Consider the following 12795-nt stretch of genomic DNA (forward strand, 5'->3'; position numbering starts at 1 on the left):
CCTAAAAACCTGTGGTTGAACAACAAAAACAAGAGCCAGAAATTCCATATCTGACACGCATCCAAGTACTTGGGGCGATGGGAGCGACTGCAATCATTTTGTTGATAGTCGCCAAACTGTCGTTGCACTTTGGTAACTTTTCCCTCTTTTCCTGGAAGTGGGACGAGAAAGATTTGCTGTTGGGTGTAGGATTAGGATTCGTCATTACCGCGTTAAGTGGCATAGCTTATCGCGTTTGGACTCCCTATCGAAAAAGTGCAGATTATTATCTAGACGTGGTACTGAAGCCCTTAGCCTTACCAGACTTAATTTGGCTCGGTTTACTACCAGGGTTGAGTGAAGAATTGTTATTTAGGGGTGTAATGCTGTCAGCTTTAGGATTAGATCATGTGGCTGTCATTGTATCTAGTTTTTGCTTTGGCATCTTGCATTTTAGTGGTTCTCAACAATGGCCTTATGTGATTTGGGCAACAATTGTTGGGATGATATTAGCATATAGTGCCCTGCTTACGGGCAACCTATTAGTGCCGATTGTCGCTCACATGATTACCAATTGGATTTCTAGCTATTTCTGGAAAATGTGGCAATTGCGGCAATTAAAAAATAAATTTTGAGCTTGTAGGAATTGGTGCGTAGGCGTAGCCCCAATACTTTTTGGTTAAGGGGGAAAGGAGAAAAGGTACAAATCCAGGACTCACACATTACCTGGATTTCTCACAAGTGACAAATCCAGGAGTGTGGGAGGCGTGGGAGGATGGGGAAGAAATCTGACCCCCCACACTCCCCACACTCCTCTGCCTACAGTATCGTGAGAAATCCGGGATTAGATAGAGTTTCTACATTCTGCCCCCTACCCCCTGCCTCCTTCAATCTGCGTTCACAAATTCCAAATATCCATTGCTGAGTTCTTTCACCGCCAAATCATAAAATTGCTTTCCGTGTTCTGGTGTTGCTAAACCAGGATTTGATCCCATACGTCCATCTGGATAACGCACTCGAAAGTCAGCCGCACTATAAATCCTGTGTCCGCTTGCAACTTCTGGTGAAAGGGGTGCTTGCTTAATCGCCTCTGGATAAACGTATTGGGTGAGGGCTACTTCACTTGGCGTTGCATGAGAACCTTCTTGATCCCCATATAATTCTTTAGCTAGCTTATATACAGAACCGCACATAAACCAGTTTGCCACTTGACACTGCACTTGTTGGGCATTGGCAATTTGCAAATCTTCTAAATGGGCATAAGTTTCGGAGAACGCCGCTTTGAGGGTGGCAATATTACCACCGTGTCCGTTGATAAAGTAGAACTTGCTAAAACCAGCTTTGGCTAAACAAGTCACATAATCTCGAACTACTTGAATTAATGTGCTAGGACGCAGACTGATTGTGCCAGGAAAAGCAGTATGATGCAGTGCCATCCCCACATTGATTGTAGGGCCAACGATCGCACTAGTTGCATCACCCACACCAGCTGCGATCGCTTCTGCACAAATGGCATCAGTACCAATTAACCCCGTTGGCCCATGTTGTTCTGTAGAACCAATAGGGAAAATAATCCCCTTCGACTGCTGTAAATAAGCTTCGACTTCTTGCCAAGTACTCAAATGCAGTAACATTTTTAATGATTTTCCTCAATAAAATTGCGGTAAGACGAAACCCTTCTCTGCTGAATAGCATCTTCTGTAACTAAACTCCCACTAACTTGATTATGAACTCCCAAGATTCCCAGTAGTGGCGATCGCAATGAGAAATTTCAATAGCAAGATCCCCGAATTCACAAAAATTGTCGGGGATCAATGAATTTCATATTTTTAGATATCTGCCATCAACTTTCTGCCAAATATGGAGAAAATGAGGCTATCTATTTTTATAAATATTGTTTAGAGGATGGAGTCGCAACGAGTTTTGACAGATATGGATATAAGCAATTTACCAAATATGCTACTTTATCCTACGAGCCTTGTTGCGAACCCCACCTATAATAAAAATCTAAATTTATGAGATGTTGTGAGGTGTTGGTTTTGTGGATCATCAAGAAAAGAACAGGGATCAATCTTAACTCTTGATTAATCAAAGTAATCATGTTTTCTTACGTCGTTTGTAATTTCCCAGGTGCAGGACATTCCAGCCGGAAAAATCACCAAATCGCCTTTACCCATTTGCACTGCTTGTCTACCATCAGGAGTAACAACCACATCGCCTTCCAAAAAGTAGCAAGTTTCTTGAGAATTATAAGTCCAACGGAATTTTGAGACTTCCTTTCTCCAAATATCCCATTTATAGACACCCAATTCATTGAGGCGTTCAAGTTTTAAGCTGATGCTCAATTTGAATTTTCATGTTGCGTTTTTCTAGTTATGTTTAGCAGTATGATTGAATATCCTCTCCACACTGATCTACTAAATAACACAAAGCGCGAAAACGCAAGTAGACAAGTTCGTTATAAAGTGGATTGAGTTTGCACATTGGCGGAATGTGTCCTATTTTGCGACCAAAAAGCGTGATATCACGCTCGAATGGACACTGAGCAGGAATCAGTTTAGCAATAAATTTCGCTAATTTCCGATTCTGAATCTCAATTTCATCCAGCCGTTGACGTAATGGTTGCAATAAATCTAATTTAGGTTTAGCTAATTCCTTTTTGCTATCTGCTTGATTATTTTGTCCTAAAGGTTGAATAAACGCAGGCAGAAAAATACGCTGATTCTTGATTTTAAGCATAGTAGTAGGCAAGGTTTTCCTTGTGTAGATGAACTATTTGCCGAATTGAAATATCACACATCTAATCTGTCGAGCCAATTTGCATTATGCTTGGAGATTATGCAGAAAAATAAGCACAATGCAAATAATTTGCATACATCTTTGGAGGGAAATTGTCTAACTAATTGTTATTTAAGCCCACCAAATCGGGAAGAACTGTCCCGTTAAATACAAAATAACAAAGAAATTATAAAAATGGCATTTCTTTAACTTATGGATTGCTAATCTTCGAGATAGCTATTTTATATATTAAATATAAATGCCTGGTTCTGAAACGGCCTAGTATCTAGAGATGGAATTTGGCGTAGAAAAAAACAGTTTAGCTCTCACTCTATATAGGCTTTGGTAGGACTAGTCTTTAATATCTAGCGATTTTAGGCTATTAAATATCTAGTCATAAGTCTGGTATATTACACTAGACAACCTAGATATTATCTAATAAGTAGCAATAAATCCTTTGATAAGTTCAAGCTAATATACTTAGAAGTTATAGCATTTACAAGAATATTTGCAATAAATGTATCGAGTGTAACCGCTTACACTAGTACTACCCTAGCAACATATAAGGCTCATATTTGATTGATTTTTGAGAAAACTCATTACAATTCAAAAAGTCTTCTTTTCAGTTGCCTGTTACCTAAACTTATTTCTTAAAATATCTCAAGCCGTAACGTTCTTGATATTTGTTGATATACTCGATATTCTGTTGCTCTAATTTTGACAGTAATTTAGATGGAAACGCTTTTGGTGAATATATAGGTTTATACCAAGGTTGGTTGTCAAAATAATCTTGTAATCCAGGAGTATCAAAACGGCGGCCGTGACTAGCAAAAATCGAATTTCGCATAATATCTAGTTCAAAACCGTCTTTACCATCTAAATCTGCATCATTTACAAGCCTTTGGGAAAGCCATAAATAAGTGTTGACGGCTATGGTATCAACTGGCGGTATTGATGTCGTTGGGGCAGGTGTAATTTGAGTAGGAACAGATGGGGTTTGAGTAGGAATAGATGGAGTAATTGGTATAAATTTAGGAGTTTCTGTCACTGGGGTGGTTACATTTGACGGAGTTTCTGAAGGTAACACCGTTTTATCTGCTGTAGATTCAGTAGATTTTGTTAATACCTGGCTAATAATCACAGATGCACCGATTAGCCCACCTGCAATCAAACTGCCCAGAAGGATATTATTCTGACTACTACCTTGAGGATTCGGCTGTGGTTTGACAGCCACTGTCTGAGGTGGTGGTGCAGAAACTATAGTTGGTTGAGTCAAGATAGGTTGCGTTGGTGGAATGGGATTTGCGATGTTCTGCAAAGTATCCAGCATTGCTCTAGCGGTGGGGTAGCGATCGCGCGGATGATATGCGATCGCTTTATCAATCACTCCTGCTAAGATTGGACTAACATGACTCGCATACTGTCGCCACACAATTTCACCCGTCTGAGAATCCGTCTCTAGTTGTTGCGCCTGTTTACCAGTGAGTAAATAAATTATCGTCATTCCTAAACTGTATAAATCACTCGAATAAACTGGCCTACCTGCGGCTTGTTCGCTGGGCATATAGCCGGGTGTACCAATCACAATCGAACTGGTAGGATTGCCTTGAGAATTTACTACGGTTCCCATTGACTCGCGGATAGCGCCAAAATCAATCAGCACTGGTTTACCATCACGATGACGCACAATGATGTTATCGGGTTTAATATCGCGGTGAACGATGTGTTTAGAGTGAACATAATCCAGGACGGGTAATAAATTCATGAATAATTCCTGGACAGCGCCTTCACTAAATAGCCCCTGCTTTTGAACTTTTCCAGTTAGGGTATCGCCTTCAACCCACTCCTGAACTAAGTAAAATTGTCCGCCAGAGGAAAAATAGGCGTACAATGCTGGAATTTGGTCATTTGCGCCACCGAGTTCTTCGAGAATAGCTGCTTCCCGTTGAAACCTCTCTTGCACTAACTGGTAAATTTGGGGATTATTGTGAATTGGTCTTAGCTGTTTAACCACACAACGGCGCTTTGAGGGCATATAGGTATCTTCTGCTAGATAGGTTTCACCAAACCCACCAGCGCCGAGTGTGCGGATAACTTGATAGCGATCGTTCAGCAGCTGTATTGTCATGGGAGATTATAAGCGATATTCATAAAATAGTTTTCCCAAAACAACCTTCATTTCAAATCTAGTAAACCTTCTTCTTTCAATTTAGGATTGAAGCGAACTTGCATTTGCAAACCACGCACTTCTAATAATTGCGTTGAAATTTCTGCTTCTACTCTTCGCGCCACATTTTTAATAATTTTCATTTGTGCTAATTCATCATTAGCTGGATTTTGATATTTTGCCTGTTCTTCAGGTGTCATTATCAATTTGACATCAATGGGATGAGTCCATTTTTCCTTGTTATCCCCATTTCCCCAAGGTACACTGCCATTTTCAGCAATCCAAGCATTTTCAGTATTTTCTAAAATTGTGCGACTAGGGCGTTCAATAGTTTGAACTTTGACCCAATAGCATTGCTGTGGCTGACGAACTAAATGCTGCTTGAGGCTGAGATAAACATCACGAGAGTATCCTACAAATTGCAGAACTTTTTCTTGGTCAAAAATAGCATATACCCCGATTTTACCTTGAAATTGTTCAGGTAATTGACCGCTATCATCAATGTAAGGAATGTATTCCAGGGCTGCCAAAGAAGAAAGATTTGTTTCAAGAGCCATACATCAAATATTAAACTTACTATTTGCCTTCAGGATGGAAAATTGCTAATTAGAGAAAAAGTACCTTTAAAATTACCCATTACCGAATTTTTGGTAAATTGCACAAAGGCGACTGGGTTTAAAAATCTTAGCACTAAACATGAAGTTTGGTGGTACATTGATGATGGCATATTCATCAGATTCATGATATTTTTCAAACTCTGCTGGCATTCCTTTAGTTGTAGTTAAGCTATAAGGAACTGGTTGGAAAATTAATTCTGTAAATTTAATTTGCTCACACTGTAATTGTTGACGAATTTGATTTAAGAAAGCATCGCTTGTCAATAAGTTGAACAAAGTTTCTTGGGCTTGTGCTTCCAGAGTGAAACTGCCATCAAAGTTCTGGACTATTTTAAGAGACATTTTCTGTATAGGTAGTTCTTAACGACTGAGTGAAAAATCACCACTTTAAGATCAGCCTATTGGATTGTGGTACTTCTGTCAGCCACTAGAGGAAGCTGGCATGATTAAGAATCATGAAGTTGAGCAGATTTTCGGGGATAGGTGATTTTTTCTTAAGGTTGTGCTGACAAACTTCAGATATTGTACTAAAGCGATAGCCTATGGTGGGCTGCATCTACGCACTTATCACACCAGCCCCCAGCTTCCCTAAAAAAGATTATCACACAACAAAAATGAGTGGATAATCGTGATATAAACCACAACTATCCACTCAAAGTTTAATAAATTGGGTTTATTAGAAAAACCCAAGTAGATTATTAAAACTTGGCAAACTTCAAACCAATTAACGTGACTCAGTTCCCTGATTGGGGCTACCTGCTACAGAATCATTTTCTGGTGCTTCTGGTGTAGCAGTGGGTTTAGCATCGCTCTTTTCATCATCGCCAGTTTTGCGCTTACTTTCGTCAAGAGTGGTTTCGTAATTACCAGAACTGGGTGTATTTTCTTGGCTACCAGCTTTTTGTGGTTCAGACATTATTACATTCCTAATAATTTTATTGTTGGTATTATCTTAAGAAGATTAACAGTGTGAGTGCATCTATCCAGGTATAGTTATGGCTGAGTCCTACCTCTATCGAAAGTATTGTTTAGTACTACTCATGTATACTGATAAAAATCCATAAATGTAGAGTTTTTTAACCAAAGCCAGTGGCTCTCCACGGCGCGAGGACTTTGGTGATGATTGTGATACGAACAAACTAATCATTGTGTAATTAATGAACCAGAGTAATCTATCGTTACCATCTGGGTGTATACTTCGCAAGGCAACCTCTGGGGATCAGTGGCCGATTCGATTGCTGGTATTCTCAGCAAAACTCGACCCAACTCAATTAAACTGGCAGCAATTTTGGGTAATTGAATGTGGTGATAATCTCGTAGCTTGCGGACAGCTACGTAATTTTTCAGGGGCACAAGAACTTGGTAGTTTGGTCGTTGCATCAGCTTGGAGAGGTCGTGGTTTGGGTACTTTGCTAACGCAGCATTTGATTAATACAGCAACGCAACCACTTTATCTTGAATGTTTGGGTGAACGATTGGCACAGTTTTACAGTCGGTTTAATTTTGTACCAATATCTTTTGAAGACTTGCCACAATTTCCCAAAACAACAGGCTTGTCTACACTCAACGATAAATTTAAATTGTCGCAATTAGCTAAAAGGCTGCTCAAAGTTCCTGTGGTATTTATGGAATATAGAGGTCATACTAATTCGTAATTCGTAATGACGCTCGCGGACTCGCTACCGCTACGCTAACGTAATTCGTAATTAAGATATAGAGAAAAATGACTGATACAACCTGTTTCCAATCTTTTACTCTTTGCAATTCTCTATTTTCAAATCGGAGGTTTAGCAAAAATTGTTAGTAAGACTGGCCCTAATAAATAGTGGTGGCTCAAACACAATAGCCCAGCAGAAGAGCCAAGAAGTTGACGTTGATTAGGGCTGTAGAGTCTAATTCCACGGGGAGTAAGTGGCAATAATTGAGGTTCTGCCTCTTTTTTAGAAGTAATGTTAATGTCAACTAAGTAGAAGCGTCCACCGGGAGAAAGTACTCGTGCTATCTCAGTAACTACCTGTTTCGGTTCCAAATAGTGCAAGAAGCTGATAGTGCTGAAAACAGCATCAAATTGACCATCAGCAAAGGGAAGCGACTCAGCTTTGCCCTCGATATAAATTAAGCGTGGACGGTGGTGGTTGCTCTGTCTTGCTAACCGCAACATATTAGCAGAGAAATCCAATCCAGTACCCCGCAGGTCAGGGAACTGAGTAGCAAGGCGCTCAAGTAAGCGTCCAGTGCCACAACCGATATCAAGTACATTTGCTGGCTTTGGTAAATCGACGTACTCCAGCAAGCGTTTGTGAATGGCTCGATAAAACACTGAAGGAAAGAGCCAGTCATAACTTGGTGCCCATCGGTCAAAAAGTAGCTTTTTGTTACTGAAGAAGTTATCAGTCATAAGTTTTCGCAGCTTTTTTAAAGCTTGATGCTTTTTTAGGGTAAGTTTAGCTGCGCCTCCCAGAATTTGGTTATAGTTTTGCAGTCCGGCAATATCTAGCTTAGCGTTTGGCACAATATGGCGGTTCTCGACCCAGTGAGTTACAGCTTTAGCTGATTCATTTGTTGCAAAAGTTTTTGGAAATGGGATAAATCATCAGGAATTTTGATCCTTGAATGTGTAGTTTACAGTGTACCTAGAGATTCATTCTATCTTTGTAGAGAACGAACTAGGAATCAGTGCATAAAACTATAGAACCTAAGTGTATGTATTTATAGAGGTTCAAATAGAACAAACTCAATCAAGTTTGAAATTATTAAGGTGAAAAATTATGACAAGCTTTATTCAAATACGGTCACGCAATGATTTACTACACCCAGTGCGCGAGTGGTTTGAAAAGATAGAAATTCATAACTCCAAATTGGCTCATTTCTTATGCAAAGCTATTCCTGCTCAATGTCCCTTTGAGCAAAATATCACACTGTTTGGTCGGAAGCTATTTCATATTCCTCCGATGTGTAAATTAAATCCCCTATACGAGGAAGTGGTTGGTTTGCGTTTTAAAGCGCTCTGTTATCTTGCCGATAAATGTGGTGAAGATGTCACAGCCTATTGCTAATAGTCAGTTTGATGTTCTTTGATTAAGCAGCCATCGGTCTTTGCAAATATACTGTTGTTACTTACTCAGGTTTATACTAAGCTAACGTACACCTAATTTAGATGTTTGGCTATGTAAGTAGCTGGCACCTCGCTAAAGTGTTTCCAGACCGTATTGTTGCTTACCGTACCCTGCTGAAATCATTAACATCATCATGACGCACATCTTACTGGTTGAAGATGAAGTCAAACTGGCGCGATTTGTCGAATTAGAATTAAATTATGAAGGCTATCAAGTCAGTATTGCCTACGATGGATTAACTGCACTCACCGCAGCGCGTGAGTTACATCTAGATTTAGTAATTGTAGACTGGGTGTTGCCTGGCTTATCGGGGTTAGAGATTTGCCACCACTTGCGAAATATTAGTGATAAATTACCAATAATATTATTAACCGTCAAAGATGAAGTAAGCGATCGCATTGTAGGCTTAGACGCTGGTGCTGATGATTACCTCGTTAAGCCCTTCAGTGTTGATGAATTATTAGCCAGAGTTGGCACTCACCTGCGAAGAAATTGGCAAGTAGACAGCGCAGATGTTTTAGAATTTGAAGACTTGAGTTTAAATCGTCGCACGCGCCAAGTGTACCGAGATCAAAGGTTAATTGAGTTAACTGCTAAAGAATTTGATTTACTGGAATATTTACTGGCCCATCCACGACAGCTAATTACCTGCGATCGCATTTTACAAGAAGTCTGGGCTTACGACTTCATGGGCGATGCCAACATCATCGAACTTCATATACGCTATCTGCGTCTGAAACTTGAAGCCAATAACGAAAAGTGTCTCATTCAAACTGTGAGTGGTGTCGGCTACACATTGCATGATTGAATTTGGGATGGGGAATGGGGAATGGGGAATTGGGCATTGGTTATTAATTCTTGTCCATCATCCCCTATCCAGTGTGAAATAACGATAAAACCCTAAAATTTTCTATCCTAGGAAGATTTGGGGTTTTTGGCAATTTGAGCAATAACTCATCCAACTCAGGGTTAATTATATTAGGATGCACAAAGCTGTCATCATCTAAAAATCTAAAACTGCATGACTTATCTAGAAACAGCGGCGCAATTCTACCGCGAAGTTGCCGAAACCCCGCAAGTTGGACTTTGTTGTGTGCAAAGTACACCCCTGCAACTACCAGGGTTGAAAATTCCTTTGGCTATGCAGGAAATGAACTATGGTTGTGGCACTACCGTTCACTCCACCGAACTAGGAAATCAGCCTACTGTGCTTTATGTCGGCGTTGGTGGCGGCTTAGAAGCGTTGCAATTCGCTTATTTTTCCCGCTATGCAGGTGCTGTAATTGCCGTTGAACCGGTTGGGGCCATGCGGGAAGCAGCCGCACGCAATCTGGAAATTGCTGCTCAAGAAAACCCGTGGTTTGACACGAGTTTTGTAGAAATCCGCGAAGGTGATGCTTTTAACTTACCCGTTGCTGATGCTAGCGTCGATATCGTGGCGCAGAATTGCCTTTTCAACATCTTTGAACCAGAAGATTTAAACCGGGCTTTAAAAGAAGCGTATCGGGTATTAAAACCAGGCGGACGTTTGCAGATGAGCGATCCAATTGCCACTAGTGAAATTCCAGCACATCTTCAACAAGATGAACGACTCAGAGCCATGTGTTTATCAGGCGCACTCACATATCAAGAGTATACTGAACGGATTACAAATGCTGGCTTTGGTCAAGTTGAAATTCGTGCCCGTCGTCCTTATCGCCTACTAGATTCTCAGACTTATAATTTAGACAAACACCTACTTTTAGAAAGCCTGGATTCTGTCTCCTTTAAAGTTGATATTCCAGAAGATGGTGCTTGTATTTTCACTGGAAAAACAGCAATTTATGCTGGCTTGGAACCCTTCTTCGATGATTCAGCAGGACACTTACTCCAGCGAGGTATTCCCGCAGCCGTGTGTGATAAAACTGCCGCTAAACTTGCAGCTATCAAGCCAGCAGAAATAATTGTTACCAACTCAACCTGGCACTATAGCGGTGGTGGTTGCTGTTAATTTCTTAAGCAAGAATTCAGGTGTCAGGAGTCAGAATTAAGAATGATTCTGTGCGACTGGGGAATGGATGCACAATTTGAATATTTTACTCATTGCATTATTGATTCTGAATTCTCAATTCTGACTTCTTCTTTATAAACCCAAAAATGTTGTTAATTAGTTTATTTATTGCTACACTTTTTTTAGCATATTCGAATGGTGCCAATGACAACTTTAAAGGGGTAGCAACGTTGTTTGGTAGCCGGACTAGTAGCTATCAAACAGCAATTTTGTGGGCAACTTTCACAACTTTAGGTGGTGCAGCAACTGCAACTTTTTTGGCAAGTACACTAATTAAAAAATTCTCTGGTCAAGGACTAGTGCCTGATGCGATCGCTAATTCACCAGAATTTCATCTCGCAGTTGCGATCGCAACTGGTCTAACTGTACTGATAGCAACCCTTATGGGGTTTCCCATTTCCACAACTCACAGTTTAATAGGTGCGCTGGTTGGCGCTGGATTAGTTGCGATCGGACTCAAAGTCAATTTTGCCGTTTTGGGAACTTCCTTTGTTTTGCCTTTATTTCTCAGTCCGATCATTGCTATTCCCTTCGGAGCAGCAATTTACAGCTTATCTGGCTATATCAATTCCAAATGGAACCTAGCAGTCAATCAGAAAATGATTGATACTTGCCATTTTCTCAGCGCCGGAGTTGTGAGTTTTGCTAGAGGATTAAATGATACTCCCAAGATTTCCTCACTCATTCTAGTTATTGAGTATTTTTCGGTTCAGGGGGGAATGATCACGATAGCGATCGCAATGGCACTTGGTGGTTTACTCAACTCCCAAAAAGTTGCTGTCACCATGAGTGAAAAGATTACCTCATTGAATCCTCCTCAAGGCTTATCAGCAAATATAGTAACTGGAATTCTAGTGATTTCAGCTAGTCTGTTTGGACTTCCTGTTTCTACCACTCATGTTTCAGTTGGTTCTATTTTTGGAGTCGGTTTAACTGACAAAAAAGCCAATATACGTGTTTTTTATCAGATACTATTATCGTGGATTTTAACTTTACCTACTGCTGCAATTATTAGTGGAATAACTTACCGATTATTACAAGGTTAGAAAAATTGAGTATATTGCCATATTTAAGGAATAGTAGCTAATGCAAACTCAATCAAAATTTACACCATTTAAAAATAAACTAAATTCCCCTTTCACAAAAAAGGGGATCTCTGTTTTACAAATTAATCTAGGTAAGCGTTGTAACCTTGCCTGTACACACTGTCATGTCGAAGCTGGGCCAAAACGTACAGAAGAGCTTTCTCCTGAAATTTGCGAACAATTGATTTCGCTAATCCATAAATTTCCCGAAATTAGAATTGTGGATTTGACTGGTGGCGCACCAGAAATGAATTATGGATTTAAACCATTAGTAGAAGCCGCAAGAGCAACCGGCAAGCAGGTGATTGTCCGGTCTAATTTGACTATTTATTTTGAAGATGGATTTGCTGATTTACCAGAATATTTTGCTAAACACCAAATAAGAGTTGTGGCTTCTCTACCATGCTACCTAGCAGATAATGTTGATAAAATGCGTGGTTCTGGCGTTTTTGATAGTTCAGTCAAAGCTTTGCAGTGGCTTAACCAACTCGGCTATGGTAAAGAGGAAAATTTAATTTTGGACTTGGTATTTAATCCCCAGTTACCCACTACTGAAAAATTTTCCTTAGCTCCCGAACAGACCAACCTAGAACAAGATTACAAAATGTTCTTACAAGAACATTTTAATATTGTATTTAACAACCTCTTCACCATTACCAACCTACCAGTTGGTAGAACCAAAATACATTTAAAACGGAGAAAACTACACAGTAGCTATTTGCAGTTTTTAGAGTCAAATTTTAATCCTGGCACAGTTGAACATTTGATGTGCCGCGATCAACTTTCAATTGACTATCTAGGAAATGTATATGATTGTGACTTTAATCAGATGATGAATTTGCCCGCAAAAACTGGCAATTCTGAACCAATAACAGTTAGCAAATTGCTAGAAGCTGGCAGTCTAGACCTGATTAGTGAGATCCAAACTGCTGCTTATTGCTATGGTTGTACTGCTGGATGTGGTTCTAGTTGTGGCGGTGCTTTGCTCTAAGGCTGCTAAAAA

14 protein-coding genes and 1 pseudogene are annotated in these 12795 nt (G+C 40.0%); 7 read left to right on the forward strand and 8 right to left on the reverse strand.

Annotated elements, in window-relative coordinates:
- Positions 1–11: 11 nt before the first annotated feature.
- Positions 12–614 (forward strand): CPBP family intramembrane glutamic endopeptidase, encoded by a 603-nt coding sequence (locus GNF10_RS16285; protein ID WP_185586043.1) that lies wholly within the window; start codon positions 12–14, stop codon positions 612–614.
- A gap of 252 nt (positions 615–866) precedes the next feature.
- Here GNF10_RS16285 and GNF10_RS16290 read toward each other — a convergent pair whose 3' ends face one another.
- The 7 genes and pseudogenes from GNF10_RS16290 to GNF10_RS16320 form a co-directional block, all read right to left on the reverse strand.
- Positions 867–1613, reverse strand: a complete 747-nt coding sequence (locus tag GNF10_RS16290) for a creatininase family protein (protein WP_185586042.1) — start codon at positions 1611–1613, stop codon at positions 867–869.
- A gap of 450 nt (positions 1614–2063) precedes the next feature.
- Positions 2064–2337 (reverse strand): annotated as a pseudogene (locus GNF10_RS16295) (cupin domain-containing protein).
- 21 nt (positions 2338–2358) lie between these two features.
- On the reverse strand, positions 2359–2718 hold the full coding sequence (locus tag GNF10_RS16300) for a Mo-dependent nitrogenase C-terminal domain-containing protein (protein WP_185586040.1): 360 nt from the start codon (positions 2716–2718) through the stop codon (positions 2359–2361).
- A gap of 682 nt (positions 2719–3400) precedes the next feature.
- On the reverse strand, positions 3401–4885 hold the full coding sequence (locus GNF10_RS16305) for a YARHG domain-containing protein (protein ID WP_185586039.1): 1485 nt from the start codon (positions 4883–4885) through the stop codon (positions 3401–3403).
- Between the two features lie 47 nt (positions 4886–4932).
- On the reverse strand, positions 4933–5481 hold the full coding sequence (locus GNF10_RS16310) for a GIY-YIG nuclease family protein (protein WP_114082696.1): 549 nt from the start codon (positions 5479–5481) through the stop codon (positions 4933–4935).
- Between the two features lie 72 nt (positions 5482–5553).
- Entirely contained in the window at positions 5554–5883 is a 330-nt protein-coding gene (locus GNF10_RS16315) for a hypothetical protein (protein WP_012408576.1), read from the reverse strand.
- 382 nt (positions 5884–6265) lie between these two features.
- Positions 6266–6457 carry a hypothetical protein gene (locus GNF10_RS16320; protein ID WP_185586038.1) on the reverse strand — a complete coding sequence of 64 codons (192 nt, stop codon included), beginning with the start codon at positions 6455–6457 and terminating at the stop codon, positions 6266–6268.
- Between the two features lie 241 nt (positions 6458–6698).
- On the opposite strand from GNF10_RS16320, the gene GNF10_RS16325 reads away from it, so the two are divergent.
- Complete coding sequence (locus tag GNF10_RS16325) at positions 6699–7196, forward strand: GNAT family N-acetyltransferase (RefSeq protein WP_185586037.1); 498 nt, start codon at positions 6699–6701, stop codon at positions 7194–7196.
- A gap of 119 nt (positions 7197–7315) precedes the next feature.
- On the opposite strand, the gene GNF10_RS16330 is transcribed toward GNF10_RS16325, so the two are convergent.
- Positions 7316–7939, reverse strand: coding sequence for a class I SAM-dependent methyltransferase (locus GNF10_RS16330; protein WP_185586044.1), 624 nt, complete (start codon positions 7937–7939; stop codon positions 7316–7318).
- Positions 7940–8309: 370 nt separating this feature from the next.
- Between GNF10_RS16330 and GNF10_RS16335 the strand changes: the two genes are divergently transcribed.
- The 5 genes from GNF10_RS16335 (at position 8310) to arsS (ending at position 12783) form a co-directional block, all read left to right on the forward strand.
- Positions 8310–8597 carry a Mo-dependent nitrogenase C-terminal domain-containing protein gene (locus GNF10_RS16335; protein WP_185586036.1) on the forward strand — a complete coding sequence of 96 codons (288 nt, stop codon included), beginning with the start codon at positions 8310–8312 and terminating at the stop codon, positions 8595–8597.
- Positions 8598–8790: 193 nt separating this feature from the next.
- On the forward strand, positions 8791–9465 hold the full coding sequence (locus GNF10_RS16340) for a response regulator transcription factor (RefSeq protein ID WP_185586035.1): 675 nt from the start codon (positions 8791–8793) through the stop codon (positions 9463–9465).
- Between the two features lie 213 nt (positions 9466–9678).
- Entirely contained in the window at positions 9679–10647 is a 969-nt protein-coding gene (gene arsM, locus GNF10_RS16345) for an arsenosugar biosynthesis arsenite methyltransferase ArsM (RefSeq protein WP_185586034.1), read from the forward strand.
- 146 nt (positions 10648–10793) lie between these two features.
- On the forward strand, positions 10794–11753 hold the full coding sequence (locus tag GNF10_RS16350) for an inorganic phosphate transporter (protein WP_185586033.1): 960 nt from the start codon (positions 10794–10796) through the stop codon (positions 11751–11753).
- A gap of 40 nt (positions 11754–11793) precedes the next feature.
- The gene (gene arsS, locus GNF10_RS16355; protein WP_185586032.1) at positions 11794–12783 is read left to right on the forward strand and encodes an arsenosugar biosynthesis radical SAM (seleno)protein ArsS; all 990 of its coding nucleotides are present in this window, start codon (positions 11794–11796) and stop codon (positions 12781–12783) included.
- Positions 12784–12795: the final 12 nt, after the last annotated feature.

It is taken from the genome of Nostoc sp. UCD121 (genome assembly GCF_014222285.1).
Lineage (GTDB): Bacteria > Cyanobacteriota > Cyanobacteriia > Cyanobacteriales > Nostocaceae > Nostoc.